Below are 15,869 nucleotides of genomic sequence, written 5' to 3'. Positions count from 1 at the left end.
TACCATCTATGGATTCTGCCGTGAAATGCGCATTGGGTGGGTTGAGGAATATTCCTTGAAAACAAGCGCGTGAATAAGCAACGTAGTGGTGTTTTGTGGCGTTCCCCTTTTTTGTGAGAGGCATGTTTCCATAAATAGAAAAACCAATCTGATTATGGATTGATAAGGAGCAAAAATTTTCGTCTTTGATGAGAAAGAGATCAAATGATATATGTTAGCGCTTGTAGTACAATGTAAGAGGGCTTTTTTGAAAGGCGCCTCTATTCTTCCTTAAAGATGGTAGTAAAGATTAAAATTTCATGCCTGGAATAATGAGGGGATTATCCATTATAGCAGTTTTGTCCGCATTATCTATTGCTGGCTTGTTAAAAAAGGCATTGAAGAGTTTTTCTATTGCTTCTTTTTCAACATCATCGGCAATGATGACAAAACGTGTTTGTATTGTTCCTTTAGGCCATTCTGGAAGTCTTATTGGTGGGTGAAAAAATGTCTGTATACCGTGTAAAACAAGTGGGCGGTGTGGGTCGTCACGCAAGGCGATAATTGCTTTAATACGTAGTATTTTTGCGCCATAAAGGTCGTTTAGGAGATCTAGAAAACTATGAAGAGCAGTATAATCTATAGGCTCTTTACAGTCTAATGACAAAGCTTGGATGTTTGAGTGGTGCGTATGATCATGGGAAGTAAGGGTGTGTCCTTGTTGAAGTTGTGCATTTTCTACTTTTTCATCCCATAATGTTTTGCTTATTAATGCATTTAAACAGCACTCATCAGAGTGGACATCAATAATTTGTGCCGTAGGGTTCATTATTTTGAGTGTCTTAAGCAGTGTATTTGAAAGCAGTTTTGGATTGGTAAGGTCTGTTTTGGTGAGGATAATTTTGTCAGCAAGTGCTAATTGTTTGTGTATTTCGGGATAGCGTTTGAATATGGAAAGTGTGTTTAAGGTATCAAATGTTGCAAGAACAGTTTCAATCGATAATGTTTGCATTAACGATGGGTGGCTTAAAAGAGCTTGTAAAATAGGTGCTGGATCAGCCATCCCTGTTGTTTCAATGATAATGCGATTGAGTTGCTTAAGATTGCCCGTTTGAACGCGATTGACTAAATCGGTTAATGTATCGATAAGATCACTGCGCAAATTGCAGCATAAGCAACCATTGGCAAGTTCAATAATTCCTTCTGTCGTTTTTTCAACGAGAAGATGGTCAATGCTTACTTCACCAAATTCATTGATGATTACAGCACAATCAGCCAAAAGAGGATTGCGTAGCATTTTGTTGAGCAAAGTTGTTTTGCCAGAGCCTAAAAAGCCGGTAATAAGCGTGAGGGGAATGCGCTTTATTTTCATGTTTATCATCGACCGTAGTTTGCGGCTTTTTTTATAGAGTTTTTTGCTGGTTTTTTATGCGGAATGTAAAGTTTTTTTAGCGATTTTACTGTGATTGTAGGTTCCTGAGGCGCACTAATGAGTCGTACTTGTAGAGGAAGTACGAAGGGGGGTGGATCAGTAATAAAAGGTGAAGAAAAGATAATTTTTCCTTGAGCGTCATAAGAATTCGCATGCATTTTTATGGCTTCGGGAGTGCACATTTGTTGTTTCATATCGCTTACTTGTGTTCTCTTTGTACCATAGGGTTTTAGCGTTGTCAGTGTTAATTGGGGCGTTCCTTTATGTAAAAAACCTGTTTCGAGTAGTTGTGCGGCATTTTCTTCTCTTTCACTTACATTGTTTGCTCCTAAAATAACCGCAATAATTGTGCGGTTATTGCGGGTGGCGGAGGCAACAAGATTAAAACCAGAGGCACAAATGAAGCCTGTTTTCATGCCATCTATGCCATTAAAACGTCCAATGAGGTTGTTTGAATTGGGTTGGATTTTTCGTTTGTTACCAAAATCAATGGCAGGAATAGAAAAATAATGAGCATATTGAGGAAATTCACGACGAATTTGAATCGCTAAAAGAGCAATATCACGTGCGGTGGAGTAATTTTGTGGGTCTGGTAATCCACTTGCATTGGCAAAATGTGTACCAAACATTTTTAAACGTTGGGCTTCAGCATTCATTTTTTGTACAAAAGCTTCTTGTGAACCGGCAACCGCTTCACTCATGGCAATGGCTAGATCATTGGTAGAAGTCGTCAAAGTAATGGTTAAAGCTGTGTCAAAGGTAAGGACAGAACCAGCTTTATAGCCTGAACGATGTGCTGGAGCTTTTGCTGCATATTGGCTAATAGTAATCTGTTTTTTGGGCGAAATTTCCCCTGCACTCATGGCGCGGAAAATGACATAGGCGGTCATTAATTTTGTTAAGGAGGCTGGATACCAACGCTCAAAAGCTTGATTGTGCGCTAAAATACGCCCCGTTGTAACATCAACAGATATAAAGGGCTGAGACAGAGCAAGAGTACTTGTTAAGCTCAAAATGAAAGATAAAAAGAGATTCGTGAAGAGTCGTCGCATTAAGTTTAAATCCAATACCTTCTTATCAGGGACTAAGAATTGTTTTAATTTAGTACAAAAAGCTTTTAAGTCTATGATCTAGAGGGTAAATGGTTCATACTGTATGCGTTTTTCTGCTGAGATAGAATCACTATCATGCTTCATTTTTCCCCTTTGTCTTCAACTTTATGGCTTGTAAAAGCCTTCATGCAATATCTTTTCACTAAGAGATATCGCGTAACGCTTTACCTTATGTTGGTCATGTTCTTCATGGAAGAAGATCATGTTATTGTGCTGTTTATCGACGCATTTTTTTTAAAGAGTTTTTTATTTTATCTCCCATCCCATCTCTTAGCACGGCTTGTAAATGTATAATATAATAAGTCATCATTTTTATGCTTATAGATGTACAGATTATCATTATATTCTATTTACTAATTTCCAATATTGCAACTGTTCTTGTGTTGAGATAGTTTATGGTCAGTATATTTACTTCTTACTTACAATATGTTGTTCAGGCATTGCTTTCTTTTAAATAAGTTGCAAGCAATTTTTTTGATGTATCTTTATAGGTGGATAAGAGAGAAAATGTGCCTGTATTTAGTATTTTAAACTGCATATATTAATAAAAGAGATCATTATTTTATAAATCAATATTTTGATTATGATCTTTTAGCTTTTCAAGCTTTTTAATAGCACAAGCGGGGAGCGGTGGAGGACTAGGATCTTGGGCTGCTAATAAAAGCAGTTCATCACAGGCTTTTTCTGTTTTTTGAACGAGTTGGTTTAGAAAATCGCGTTTGCTTAAACCAGCTTCTATAGGGGGAAGGATGCGAACGCGAATTGTTCCAGGATAGCGGCGAAAATTGCCTCGTGGCCAATATAAACCAGCATTGTGGGCAATGGGAACAACTTGAAGTTCGAGTTCATTGTAGAGAGCAACAATTCCTGATTTGTAATCTGGTTCCTGTCCTGGCTGTCGGCGTGTTCCTTCGGGAAAGATCAAAATTTGGCGCCCTTGTTTTGCTTTTTCTTTGGCTTTTTGTATGATGGTTTTTAAGGCTTTAATAGGTGTTGTTCGGTTAATTGGGATAATTTGTGTTTTTGCCATGTACCAGCCAAAAAGTGGAATCCATGTCAGTTCACGTTTTAAAATAAGAGCGGGGTCATCCAAGTGAGGGACAAGACCAAAAGTTTCCCATGCAGATTGATGTTTTGGAGCAATGATATAGGCTCCTTTGGGAAGATTTTCTAAACCTTCAATTTCATAGGTTGTGCCAGCAATGTATTTTTGCAAAAAAAGAGTGACACGCGCCCATGTTTTGGGAACAATCCAAGCTGTTTTGCGTGGCATTAAAAAATAGATAGGCGCGTAAAGAATCATTTGTACAAAAGTGGCTGTGTAAAAAGCGAAGGTAAACAAAAGAGAACGAAGGATGAGCACTATACTTTCCCATTTTATATTTATAAGAAGATTGGATATATAACGTAATTTATACGAGAAAACATCTTTCTTTCTATTTTTTCAAAAGTCTATTTTCGGAAACCTATTTTCCGATATTTAACAAAATAAGGAAAAAAGGTTGATGAAACGACAAGAAAACCAAAACAAACTTTTTATTCCACGGATTTTATCTATTGCTGGGACTGATCCTTCTGGTGGCGCTGGAATGCATGCGGATTTAAAGGTTTTTTCAGCCATGAAAACCTATGGTATGAGTGTGGTTACAGCTGTCGTTGCACAAAATACGCAAGGTGTTCGTACTTTTCAAGCATTGGATGCTTCTTTTGTTGCTGATCAAATTGATTCAGTTTTTGAGGATATTCATGTTGATGCTGTTAAAATTGGTATGGTGGCAAATGCTCAGATTGCACAGGTTATTGCAGAGCGTCTTGCTTATCATAAAGCGCGCTTTATTGTTTTTGATCCCGTTATGGTAGCAAAAAGTGGTGATGTTCTTTTACAGCCTGATACGATTGAAATAATGCGTGATGTTCTTGTTCCTATGGCAACTTTGATCACACCAAATTTACCGGAGGCAGCTTTGTTGTTGGGATGTGAGGTGCAATGGTCGTTAAACGCTATGTACCAGTATGCTCCACAGCTGTTGGCTCTTGGTTGTAATGCCGTCCTGTTGAAGGGTGGACATTTGAACGCTCTTGCTAAAGAAAATATGGAAAATCACAATTGTTCTAGCCCAGATCTTTATTGTGATGGTGAGGATCTTGTCATGCTTGAAGCTGTGCGACTCATGACTACTCATGATCACGGTACGGGTTGTACTATTTCCGCTGCAATTGCAGCTTTATTGCCAACACAGCCTTTGCTTTGTGCGGTTAAACAAGCAAAGGACTATTTGCATGGGGCGTTATCTGCTGCGACTGCTTTGCAAGTAGGGAAAGGACGAGGTCCCCTTCATCATTTCTATGAATTATGGAAGAATGTATGAAACAATCTTCTGCTCTGTTTTGTGTTTTGTCGTTATACTTTCCGTGGCTTTATAAAAACTTATCAAAACAAGTGCCGTTTGATACGCGGTTTTGTGCTAGGTTGGAAAAGGTAAAATATTGACAACTTATTGGTTTTATAGATATTTTTACCATTAAAGGAGAATTACATTAAAATGGACTTTGAACCTTAAAAATCAAAAGAAGAGTGCAAAAATCGTAAAGGACAGAATTTGGGAGCAAAAATGAGAGAAAGCTTTGAAAGTTTTTAAAAGTCTTTGAACTTCCTTTGAGAGTTTTTTACAATCCTGTGAAAAAAATGAATTGCTGCAAAAACTTGTGTCAAGTTATGCAAAACCTGCTGACAAGTTACAGTCAAACTACATTGTAGTTTGACAGTAGGTTTTGTACTAAGTGGGAAAAGGTAGGATTAGTTAGGAATAGGTGATAATTTGTTGTTTTTATAGTTATTTTTTACCATTAAAGGCGCGTTTTGTAAAATTGTATTTTGACACCTAAAATTGCAAAAATTACCGAAAATCAGAAAAAAGTGCGTTTTCATGGTAAAAATGAGAGAAGGCTTTGAAAGGTCTTTGAAAACCCTGTGAAAAATTTTGAAAAGTCTGTGAAAGCCCAGAAAACCGCCTTTGAAGACCCTTTGAAAAAAATTCGGTAAATTGTGAAGCGGATTGCAAAATCAGCCAAAAATGACCAAAAAAGCAAAAAAGATTTTCACCTATTGGTGATTATCTATTTTAAATTAGATTATATTGTTATAAATCAATTAATTATATTAAATACTTCATGTAAAAAGATTTTCATATCGATTTTTCATTTTAGAGAGGCATTAAGCCGTATTTTGTGTAGTTTCTAGATGTGCTCTTTCAGGTTCTATTTGACGCTTTAAATGCAATTTTAGAAGAGGCAAAGTAAGCTCTATTTCTTCCGTGTCGTTGATGTTTTGAACAAGCTCTTGCAGTTTTTTATAAAGTTCCGCCGCGAGTTCCGCTATATCTTCGGGGGGGAGTTTAATTTTTGCATCGCGATAGGTTGTATAAGCTATGCGCCCAAGTTTTTTCATGAGACCAGCAGGGATCGTTTGTGGTTTAAAACCTGCTGCTTTCGCTTTTGCCATATCACTAAACATTTCACCTTCACCAGTGACAAGCCAATGAGGATTAATGTTATAGGCTGTATAATAGGCGTTAATTACTGAGGATGGAGGCTCATGTGCTCCGATTTCATAATTGGCAAGGGTATTGCGTTGTAAATTAAGGCGTTGCGCAAAAATGCCCCGCTCTTCGTTTCCGAGTATTCGTCGTACTTCACGCAAGCGTTTTGCCAGTTCTGTTTTTGGTTCTACTTCTGGACGTGCCAAAAAAAATCACCTCTATACAAAATAAATTGTTTGCAACACAAAATATTTGGTATACATATCTAATCACCGCCCGATATAGAGGGCAGATATTTTACATTCGTAAGAGTAAGTCTACCAATACAGAAATCAAATGGAGCGGGCGATGGGATTCGAACCCACGACCCCAACCTTGGCAAGGTTGTGCTCTACCCCTGAGCTACACCCGCTCACCGATTCGAAACATTTTTTGCTTCAGATGCTGCTTGTATGGCGTAGGCTTTAGCGAATTGCAACAAAAAAATAACATGTCAGTTTGATTTATTTTGTAAATGTTTCACAAATAAAAATAAAGATTGATTTTGGCAGGACTTTTCAATAAGTTAACTCCTCTTTCATTGGAGCAAAAAAGGGGCGGAGTAGAATGTTGAAAAGAGTCAATATCTTATGGACTGTGATTGCAACTATTTTTGTCATGAATAGTTTTGCAAAAGCAGATGATCACGTTAAACACATTAAAGTTGCAGTTACACAAATTATGGCACATCCTGCTGCGGATACTGTTCGCAAAGGAATTCTGGATGTGCTGGAAGAAAATGGTTATAAGCAGGGTGAAAATTTGGAACTGACTTTTTTGTCAGCACAGGGCAATATTTCTACAGCAACACAAATTGCACGTAAATTTGCTGGTGATAAACCCGATGTTATCGTAGCAATTACTACGCCTTCAGCACAAACAATGCTTGCGGCAACAAAAACAATCCCTATTGTTTTTGCTGCAATTTCTGATCCTATTGGAACCAAAATAGTCTCTTCACTTACCAAGCCTGGTGGTAATGTCACGGGATCTTCTGATCGTATAGATGTGGTAGGAAGCATTAGACTTTTGCAAGAAGTAAAGCCAGATTTAAGAAAAATTGGTTTTCTTTATAATGCTTCAGAAGCCAATTCTGTTGCAACACTGAAGACGTTAAAGGATATAGCAGATAAAGCTGGAATTGAAATCATTCCTTCATCGGCACCTAAACCTTCTGATGTTCAGGCGGCAACACGCGCTTTAATTGGTAAGGTGGATATTATTTTTATTCCTGCGGATAATACGGTGCTTTCTGTTTTAGAAGGGGCAGTACAAGTCACACAGGAAGCAAATATGCCTGTATTTACGGTTGATGCTAATTCTATTGGACGTGGTCCTTTTATGACACAGGGCGTGAATTTCTATGATGTAGGGGTTGAAGCTGGAAAATTGGTTGTGCGTATTCTAAAGGGGGAAAAGCCTGGCGATATTGATGTCGTGCAAGCAGTTAATAATGATATTAGAATTGATATGAAAGCAGCACAAAAGGTTGGTATTATTATTCCACAAACAGTGATGGAACGTGCAACAAAGGTTATTCAATAATCTTGCATTGATGTAATGTTAACGCGGTAAAAGTACATTAATTTAATAGGGTTAGTCTTTGGATGAGTATGTTTGCGTTTTCTGGCGCGGTGGAATTAGGACTTATTTATGCGTTCGTTGCTATAGGGGTTTATCTTTCCTTTCGCGTCTTGGATTTTCCGGATTTAACGGTTGATGGTTCGTTTCTTCTTGGATCGTGTGTTTGTGGTGTATTGATTCTTTTAGGTTTCAATGCGTGGGTTGCTATGGTATGCGCTTTTTTTGCGGGTATGGTGGCAGGTTTTTTAACAGCTTTGCTCAATTTGCGTTTTGGCATTTTGAACCTTTTGGCTTCTATTTTGACAATGTCAGCACTCTATACAGTTAATCTTCGTATTATGGGGATTATGGGAGGCTCTAATATTAATTTGGCGCTTTCTGATACGGCTTTAACACCTTTTTATAATCTGTTTGGTCTGTCTGATATTTTCGTGCGGCCTCTTTTCGTTGGTACTGTCTTGCTGGTGGTGGCATTTTTAATCTGGCGCTTTTTGGAAAGTGAAATAGGTCTTGCTATGCGTGCAATGGGAGCTAATCCACGGATGGCTACCGCGCAAGGTGTTCATACCTCAGCATTGATTTATTTTGGTATGGGGCTTTCCAATGCTTGTGTTGCGCTTGGCGGATCCCTTTATATTCAAACTGCCATTGCTACCGATATTACTGGTGGAGCTGGTACAATTGTTTTTGGTTTAGCGGCGGTTATTATTGGGGAAACCCTTTTTCGTACGCGCAATATTTTTTGGATCATTGTCAGTTGTATTGTTGGATCTGTTCTTTATCGTGTGGCTGTGCAATTTGCTTTTGAGGCAAACGGCATTGGTATTGATACATCGACGGATCTGCAGTTAATTACTGCGCTGCTCGTTGTTTCAGCCCTTATTATACCACGCTATTGGGGGAGACGTAAATATGATTGAGTTTTCTCACGTCAGTGTTACTTTTAAACCGCAAACCCCATTAGAAAAACAGGCTTTAATTGATATTAATCTTAGGATTGATCAGGGTAGTTTTGTTACAGTTATTGGGTCAAATGGCGCTGGTAAATCAACTTTGCTTAGTGTTTTAGCTGGCGCAATTTTGCCCACCACAGGAAAAGTGGTTATCAATGGGCAAAATGTTTCTAGGCAATCAGTCAGTGAGAGAGCTGGAAAGATCGCTTGTGTTTTTCAAGATTCATTAATGGGAAGCTGTGGTTCTTTAACAATTGAAGAAAATTTGGCTCTTGCTGCTCTTCGAGGAAATCGCCGTGGTTTGCGCTCAGCCTTAAATCATGAAAAACGGCAATTTTTTCGAAATGAAATTGCTCAATTAGGCATTGGTCTTGAGGCATATATTCATAATCCTATGGATAGTTTGTCAGGAGGACAACGCCAAGCAGTTTGTCTTGTGATGGCGACTTTAGCTCATGCAGATGTTTTATTGCTTGATGAACATACCTCAGCATTAGATCCTGGAATGGCTGATTTTGTGATGCAACTGACCGAAAAAATCGTTGAAGAGAAAAAATTAACAACTATTATGGTGACGCATTCTATGCGTCAGGCTCTTGATCATGGAGATCGTACATTAATGCTGCATGGCGGAAAAGTGATTTTGGATGTTTGTCAAGAAGAGCGTAAGGGCTTGAATGTGAATGATTTAATTGGCATGTTTCAAAAAGTACGTGGGGAAGCTCTTGATGATGATGCACTGTTAATGGATTGATATTTTGGCTCAGAAAAAAGCGCATGAAGTTGGTCAGTTTCTAACGCGTATTTCACGTGCTTTTCCTATTGTTCTCATTTATGGACCAGATCGCGGGCTTGTTTGTGAATCTGCAAAGCGTTTTGCCAAGCTTACACAGGTTGCAATAGATGATCCATTTTCAACGATTCGTTTGGATGCTGCTGAGATTGATAAAGATCCTGCTCGTTTGGGAAATGAAGCGCGTACTTTATCGCTGTTTGGCGGTGACCGTTTAATATGGATCTCTAATGGTGCTAATCAAAAAGGTTTTCTTACAGCTTTGAAGCTTCTCATTGAAGAGCCACCAGAAAAAAGTTTTATTCTTATTGAAGCAGGGGATTTAAAAAAAGGAACGGGCTTACGCAATGTTATTGAAACGGCATCAAGAGCAATGGCTTTGCCTTGTTTTGCCGATGATGCTCGTTCTCTTGATGCTCTGATGGATGAGGTTTTAGGTTATTTTCAAAAATCCCTTTCTTTAGATGCGCGAAAATGGTTACACGAAAGTTTGGGAGGGGATCGTCTTGTTTCTCGGAGTGAATTAGAAAAGCTGTGTCTTTATGCTTCAGAAAGATATATCACGCTTGAGGATGTGAAAGCTGTTGTAAGTAATGTGAGTGCTGTTTCTCTAGATGAAGTGGTTGATGCGCTTTTATTGGGGGATATCAGAAATTTTGAGGCGCATTTTAGCCAACATGCAACACAACATGGGACAGTTTTTTTTATTTTAAGTACAGCACAAAGGCATTTTCAGCAATTACAGCTGTTGCGTTATCAAGTGGAGATGGAAAGAAAATCTCCTTCTGTTGTGGTTGCTCAGGCTCGGCCTCCGATTTTTTTTCAGCGGAAAAAAATCGTGGAGCAAGCTTTAAGATATTGGAAGTTAGAACATATTGCTTATGCTATGGAAAGAATTCAAACTGCTGTTTTAGAGAGTCGTAAAAACCCACTTTTGAGTGAAGCTATCATTCGTCAAGCTTTGCTAGGGCTTACAATTGTTGCACGGCGCCAAATGGCTGCTTAAAATACTCAGTTGTTATGAAAGATTACAATTTTTTCTCATAAGGTTTATTTGTTTTTGAATGATAGGGGCCTTTCATAGGGAGATTTGATGTGATTTGCATGTGTCAGAGGGATATTTAAAACGGGAAGGCAGTCGCACTGAAGGAAAATATCAAAATGTAAAGCTGAAAACCTCTTCCTATCTCTCATTCTTTTTTTCAGCTTTGCGATTTTTTCAAGCATCTACGGGCATGTCTTTTTAATAATGGAGCTTACATATTGCGTCAGGCTTTTGTTTCTCATACACTCTCATGGAGGCATGTTTTTTTACAAAGCACAGAACGCCGGAAAACAAAACGCCATTGTGGTGCACATTCATAGCAGTTGTTTTTATGAAACCTCTTTTAATACTCCTAAGTTCATTTCATAGCGCTGTTTGTGAATGGTATAAAGCTAGCACCATCTTTACGCTTATGAAGATGCAAATCCACAGCACCTTATTCTTTGTCCTCTTCCAATGTTGCGATAGCTCTTGACACTTGAGAGCATTCATAAGAGGCGTTGTTATACCTTTTTTGATTTTATTCACATGCTCATTTTGCTTTTGATGTATAAGTTAATGATTATCAAGTAACAGGTTTGAGGTGAAAAAATCTTATCATCTTCAGGAGAGCTTATTGCGGTTGTAAGATGAAAAATATTATTATAAATCAAATATTTGTGTTTATTATTCATATAATCTTTTGATGAAAACAAGAGATCTATGGAAAAGGAGTTTTTGTAGGTTTGCTGACAGGTGAATGTTGGTTTTATTTATGCGTTTGTCTGGTAATAAGAATGTTATGTTATTTTTTGCAAAACTTTCTTTGTTGATAGAGTGAATTTTTCTCCATATTGGCTTGATTTATAGCATGAGGAGAAGAAAGATACTCTTAAAATAGTGATTTTTTACATGATTTATTGAGTAGAATTTTCAATATTTGAAAAATTTTATTGATTGTTGTGGTCAGATGTAGGCTGAAACATGAGCTTTATGCGAAGAAGTTATATCTACTCGCAGTTTTGGGAAATTTGTGGACAAATTGTAGCTTTGTGACCGTTTTCATAGAGTCTTTAAAGGTAGAAAGATGTTTCCTATTCGCTTTGTCATAAAAAGATGCTGTTTTATGGAGAGAGGTTGTTATTTTTGCTCAAGAGTTTAAAAGAAACTATTTGTGTCATGGTGTCTGTTTATCAGTAAGAAGTGACAAATTTTAGAGCTTGATGTTACATTTTTTCTTACTATTTTGGGGAGCATTTTCCAGATAAAAAAGTAAATTGTTAGTTGATTGAGCAGGGGATTATCAGGTAGATCGCGTGATCTTATTATTTGTTCTTTTGTCGGATTGTGGTTTTTTAATATTTGGTAGATAACTCTTGAACAAACAGGCAGATAAATTGTGGCTTTGTGACCGTTTTCACAGAGTCTTTAAAGGTGAAAGATGCTCCATATTCGGTTTGAAAAAATAGCTCTCATTGGTATTGGTCTTATTGGTTCTTCTTTAGCAAGGGTGATTAAACAGAAGAAGCTTGCTACTCAGATTTCTATTGCAACGCGTCGTCAAGAAACATTAAAAAGAGCGCGTGAATTGGAACTTGGGGATTTTTATACAACCGATAATGCAGAAGCGGTTGAAGGTGCAGACCTTGTTCTTGTTTCTGTTCCTGTTGGAGCAAGTGCTGCGGTGGCAAAAATTATTGGTGATCATTTAAAACCTGGGGCAATTGTGAGTGATGTTGGCTCTACAAAAGCTTTGGTTATTGCAGAAATGGCACCTTTATTGCCCAAAACGGTCCATTTTATTCCTGGTCATCCGATTGCTGGAACAGAATATTCAGGACCAGATGCTGGTTTTGCTGATTTGTTTATGAATCGCTGGTGTATTTTAACACCTTTTGCTGAAAGTGATGCTACGGCTGTAGCGCGGTTGACAGCGTTTTGGGAAGCTTGTGGTGCGCGTGTCGAAAAAATGGAGCCTAAACATCATGATCTTGTGTTGGCTATTGTTTCGCATTTGCCACATTTGATTGCTTATAATACTGTTGGAACAGCAAGTGATCTAGAAAAGGTGACCAATTCAGAAGTGATTGCTTATTCTGCTTCAGGTTTTCGTGATTTTACCCGTTTGGCATCTTCTGATCCTGTTATGTGGCGTGATATTTGTTTGCATAATAAGGATGCTATTTTAGAAATGTTGAGTCGTTTTAGTGAAGGGCTTACTTCTTTAGAACAGGCAATTCGTTTGGGAGATGGTGAGACACTGTTTAACTTTTTTACACGCACACGTGCTGTGCGTCGTAGTATTATTGATGCGGGGCAGGAAATTGATGCCCCCGATTTTGGGCGCCACAGTGTTTCTAAAGAAGGTGGATAAAAAAGAGGTTTTTGTTGAATTTTCCTTAATTTTTTCGAGGAATTTATATTCCTTTAAGTGATAAATTGTTATACGGAAATGTCTCTTTTGGCAGCTTGTTTTATCTTACGACACTGCTTATGAATGATATCAGATGAGGTCTATTGGCATGAATCTCTTGACATATGCAAGGTATAAATTAGCATCGTCATTTTATTTGCCAACTCCCAATGTGGAGATAGCTTTTGCATGAAAATGGGTAATGAGAAGTATTTGTATTTCTTTACTTAAAGTTTTTTATCCATATGCTGGCCCTTTTTGTGATGCGTAAGGGAAGAGTTGTTAATTGATTTGTTATGAACAAGGTTGAAATGAGAGAATCTTGTAATTTTCGGTTTGTTCATTGAGCATGAGAAACAATACATTATTTTTATAAATTAGTATATTGATTAGAGAAAAGATAAGCGATTGTTTGGGTATAGAGACTGAGGCTCAAAAGATTTTATAGTTGCAAGATGGTTATCTAGAGCATAGAGATACCCAAAGTAATTATAGAATTTAAAGTTCTTCTTTTAAGTGTTTGGAGAGCTTAATATAATGCAATGCTTTGTGGTTATTTCTAGATTATATTCTTGAGATATATTTTATGCGCAGGTTGTTTTGTCGCTGTTATGAGTGTGTTGTGACATCGCAAAAAGATGATTGAGAGTGGTGTATCTAAGTTTGCGATATCATAGTTTTTTTTGGTGTGGGTTTATATCACTATCACATGTTTGATTTGTAATATCAATGTGTTATTTCTATTAATTTTCAGCATTTTTTGCTTTTGATGCGTAAAATGTTTTGAGTTGTTGTTTTCCTTTTTGTCATATAAGCTAGGCTTGACCGTATTAATTATTGCCCTTTATATTAAGGGGTGTTTATTTTTAGATTTTGATGATTTTTATGAAGTTTGTAAAGACTAGGAAAGAGTATTACCAGAAAGTATTGAGATTTGTTAAGGAATATCTTTTGGTATAGCTATCGTATTCTTGTTGATGCAGTAAGTCATTATTGGCGTGATAATGGAAGTGCTTTTGCTAGTCATGTCGCGCTGTCAGGGCTTTTAGCATTTTTCCCTTTTTTTATTTTTGGAACATCTCTTGCTAGTTTTTTTGGCGCTTTTACATATACGCCGCAAAAAATTAAAGCGCTTGTGCAATTGTTGCCAGATGTCATTGCAGAGCCTTTATCGCAAGAAATTATCAGTGTTTCAACCATTCAGCGCGGGGATGTGTTAACACTTTCTGTTATTGGGGCGGCTTATTTTGCTTCGAATGGAATAGAGGCATTGCGTGCAGCTTTGAATAAAGCTTATCGGGTTGTCGATCGACGCAGTTTATTGTTTTGTCGCTTTCAAAGTTTGTTTTTTGTCATCCTTGGAGCTTTGGGTCTTGTGGTGATCAGTTTCCTGTTGATTTTGGCACCTCTACTGATCAAAGTTATGCAAAATCATTCTTTTTTCATTACCGAACATATCGGTATCATTCGTGTATGGCGTTATATAATCGCGGCAGTTGTTTTATTTGTAAGTCTTTTGATTGTTCATAAATGGCTTCCAGCAGAGCAGCGGAAGTTTGTAGATATTTTACCAGGAATCGTTGTGACAATGTCGGTGTGGTTTATGGCTTCTATTGCTTTTGCACAGTATTTAACAATGTTTGATTACATTTCTATCTATGCAGGATTAGCCTCTATTATGGTTGCTATCATTTTCCTTTATATATTAAGTGCAATTTTTATTTTAGGAGGTGAAATAAATGCAGCAATTATATTTTATCGCAAGCATTTACAACCTTCAAATGAATGAAAGAACCTTTTTTGTGTGAAAGAAAGTCAAGAGATCCATAAACGAATCAAACCTACTATCACTTTGTTGATTGATGCGGATGCTTGTCCTGTAAAAGATGAAGTTTACCGTGTGATGAATCGTTATCAGCTCAAAACATTTGTGGTGGCAAATCGCTTTTTGGCTCTTCCAGATGAAGAGCTTGTTGAAAGAGTGATTGTACCTGGTGAATTCAATGGCGCAGATGATTGGATTGTTGAACATGTGCATGAGGCAAGTATCGTTATTACCAGTGATATCCCTTTAGCAGCACGGGTTGTGAAAGCTGGGGGTGTTTGTCTTTCGCCAACGGGGCGTATTTTTGATGTCAATTCTATTGGTCAAGCTTTGGCAATGCGCAATTTGATGGAAGATTTGCGCGGACAGGGCAATATGACAGGTGGTCCTCGTCCTTTTGGTCGCAAAGATCGTTCTACTTTTTTGTCAGCACTGGATTTAGCGATACAACGTTTAAAAAGGCGTGGTCATTAGGTTATTGTGCTTCTCTTATGACAGCTTTTATAAGCGCTTTGGCGTCGTCATTGGCCCATGGAGCAGCACCATTATATGAGGCGATGAGATGACCATTTTTATCAATCAGAAGTGTGATAGGTAATCCTAGAGCAAGCCCTTGTTTTCGCAGGTTGTTGAAAATATTCATTGTTTCATCACGATAATAGATTAAATTGTCAGCATTCACATTTTGTAAAAATTGTTGAATTTTTGGGGGAGAAGCTGTTTTATCGGTATTAATAGCGATTACATCGAAATTTTCTCCACCAAATTCACGTTTTAATGCTGCGAGTTCAGGCATTTCTGTGCGACAAGGAGCGCACCAAATAGCCCATAGATTAAGCAATATTGATTTTCCGGTAAATTCTGCGAGTGTGTGATCTTTTCCCTGAAGATCCTTGAAAGAGAGTTCCTTCATATCTAAGGGTGTAGCAGCAAATCGCATATTCGTAAAAAAACCTTTTGCGGTTTTTTGGAGCGCCATTATTTTTTCTTTTTGTGCCTTTTTGCTCTCCTCTTCTGAAATAAAGTTGGCAACAAAAGACGCTCTCTTGTTATAAGAGCCTTTTGTGACGTATAAACTGAGACCAGCTAAGATTATGGCAATAAAAAAGGATGCAATGAAGAGCCTCTTTTTATTGTTCTTTTTTCGGTTACTAACAGTTTGAGGAATCATGATTT

13 protein-coding genes and 1 tRNA gene are annotated in these 15,869 nt (G+C 37.7%); 8 read left to right on the top strand and 6 right to left on the bottom strand.

The features are described from left to right. Positions 1-289: 289 nt before the first annotated feature. The 3 genes from PVV68_RS00330 to PVV68_RS00320 form a co-directional block, all read right to left on the bottom strand. Entirely contained in the window at positions 290-1,351 is a 1,062-nt protein-coding gene (locus PVV68_RS00330) for a GTP-binding protein (RefSeq protein WP_273719699.1), read from the bottom strand. Between the two features lie 5 nt (positions 1,352-1,356). After that, positions 1,357-2,463 carry a D-alanyl-D-alanine carboxypeptidase family protein gene (locus tag PVV68_RS00325; RefSeq protein ID WP_273719700.1) on the bottom strand — a complete coding sequence of 369 codons (1,107 nt, stop codon included), beginning with the start codon at positions 2,461-2,463 and terminating at the stop codon, positions 1,357-1,359. Between the two features lie 622 nt (positions 2,464-3,085). Then, the gene (locus tag PVV68_RS00320; RefSeq protein ID WP_273719701.1) at positions 3,086-3,886 is read right to left on the bottom strand and encodes a lysophospholipid acyltransferase family protein; all 801 of its coding nucleotides are present in this window, start codon (positions 3,884-3,886) and stop codon (positions 3,086-3,088) included. A 142-nt stretch (positions 3,887-4,028) separates the two neighbouring features. Between PVV68_RS00320 and thiD the strand changes: the two genes are divergently transcribed. Then, positions 4,029-4,892, top strand: a complete 864-nt coding sequence (thiD, locus tag PVV68_RS00315) for a bifunctional hydroxymethylpyrimidine kinase/phosphomethylpyrimidine kinase (RefSeq protein WP_273756236.1) — start codon at positions 4,029-4,031, stop codon at positions 4,890-4,892. 845 nt (positions 4,893-5,737) lie between these two features. Here thiD and PVV68_RS00310 read toward each other — a convergent pair. Then, positions 5,738-6,268, bottom strand: a complete 531-nt coding sequence (locus tag PVV68_RS00310; protein WP_273719703.1) for a helix-turn-helix domain-containing protein — start codon at positions 6,266-6,268, stop codon at positions 5,738-5,740. 131 nt (positions 6,269-6,399) lie between these two features. Next, positions 6,400-6,474, bottom strand: a tRNA-Gly gene (locus PVV68_RS00305). Between the two features lie 194 nt (positions 6,475-6,668). Between PVV68_RS00305 and PVV68_RS00300 the strand changes: the two genes are divergently transcribed. From PVV68_RS00300 to PVV68_RS00270, 7 genes are all read left to right on the top strand, one after another. After that, a complete protein-coding gene (locus tag PVV68_RS00300) occupies positions 6,669-7,646 on the top strand; it encodes an ABC transporter substrate-binding protein (protein ID WP_273719704.1) in 978 nt (325 codons plus the stop codon). 62 nt (positions 7,647-7,708) lie between these two features. Continuing rightward, positions 7,709-8,605 carry an ABC transporter permease gene (locus PVV68_RS00295; RefSeq protein WP_273719705.1) on the top strand — a complete coding sequence of 299 codons (897 nt, stop codon included), beginning with the start codon at positions 7,709-7,711 and terminating at the stop codon, positions 8,603-8,605. Beyond that, complete coding sequence (locus tag PVV68_RS00290) at positions 8,598-9,392, top strand: ABC transporter ATP-binding protein (protein WP_273719706.1); 795 nt, start codon at positions 8,598-8,600, stop codon at positions 9,390-9,392. The genes PVV68_RS00295 and PVV68_RS00290 overlap by 8 nt, the downstream gene beginning before the upstream one ends. Positions 9,393-9,396: 4 nt before the next feature. Next, on the top strand, positions 9,397-10,437 hold the full coding sequence (holA, locus tag PVV68_RS00285) for a DNA polymerase III subunit delta (protein ID WP_273719707.1): 1,041 nt from the start codon (positions 9,397-9,399) through the stop codon (positions 10,435-10,437). 1,459 nt (positions 10,438-11,896) lie between these two features. Further along, positions 11,897-12,829, top strand: a complete 933-nt coding sequence (locus tag PVV68_RS00280) for a prephenate/arogenate dehydrogenase family protein (RefSeq protein WP_273719708.1) — start codon at positions 11,897-11,899, stop codon at positions 12,827-12,829. A gap of 973 nt (positions 12,830-13,802) precedes the next feature. Next, the gene (locus PVV68_RS00275; RefSeq protein ID WP_273719709.1) at positions 13,803-14,657 is read left to right on the top strand and encodes a YihY/virulence factor BrkB family protein; all 855 of its coding nucleotides are present in this window, start codon (positions 13,803-13,805) and stop codon (positions 14,655-14,657) included. 15 nt (positions 14,658-14,672) lie between these two features. Continuing rightward, entirely contained in the window at positions 14,673-15,167 is a 495-nt protein-coding gene (locus tag PVV68_RS00270; RefSeq protein WP_273719710.1) for a YaiI/YqxD family protein, read from the top strand. Between the two features lies 1 nt (position 15,168). Here the strand turns inward: PVV68_RS00270 and PVV68_RS00265 are convergent, their stop codons facing one another. Next, positions 15,169-15,864, bottom strand: coding sequence for a TlpA disulfide reductase family protein (locus tag PVV68_RS00265; RefSeq protein WP_273719711.1), 696 nt, complete (start codon positions 15,862-15,864; stop codon positions 15,169-15,171). Positions 15,865-15,869 lie beyond the last annotated feature (5 nt).

Source organism: Bartonella sp. ML69XJBT (assembly GCF_028618515.1).
Lineage (GTDB): Bacteria > Pseudomonadota > Alphaproteobacteria > Rhizobiales > Rhizobiaceae > Bartonella.
Note: the sequence above shows the minus strand (reverse complement) of the source record. Positions and strands in the feature narration are given on the sequence as shown.

Excerpts from the sequence above, each read along its gene's own strand:
- PVV68_RS00330 (WP_273719699.1), bottom strand. The coding sequence starts at position 1,351 with ATGAAAATAAAGCGCATTCCCCTCACGCTTATTACCGGCTTTTTAGGC.
- PVV68_RS00325 (WP_273719700.1), bottom strand. The coding sequence starts at position 2,463 with ATGCGACGACTCTTCACGAATCTCTTTTTATCTTTCATTTTGAGCTTA.
- thiD (WP_273756236.1), top strand. The coding sequence starts at position 4,029 with ATGAAACGACAAGAAAACCAAAACAAACTTTTTATTCCACGGATTTTA.
- PVV68_RS00300 (WP_273719704.1), top strand. The coding sequence starts at position 6,669 with ATGTTGAAAAGAGTCAATATCTTATGGACTGTGATTGCAACTATTTTT.
- PVV68_RS00295 (WP_273719705.1), top strand. The coding sequence starts at position 7,709 with ATGAGTATGTTTGCGTTTTCTGGCGCGGTGGAATTAGGACTTATTTAT.
- PVV68_RS00290 (WP_273719706.1), top strand. The coding sequence starts at position 8,598 with ATGATTGAGTTTTCTCACGTCAGTGTTACTTTTAAACCGCAAACCCCA.
- PVV68_RS00280 (WP_273719708.1), top strand. The coding sequence starts at position 11,897 with ATGCTCCATATTCGGTTTGAAAAAATAGCTCTCATTGGTATTGGTCTT.
- PVV68_RS00265 (WP_273719711.1), bottom strand. The coding sequence starts at position 15,864 with ATGATTCCTCAAACTGTTAGTAACCGAAAAAAGAACAATAAAAAGAGG.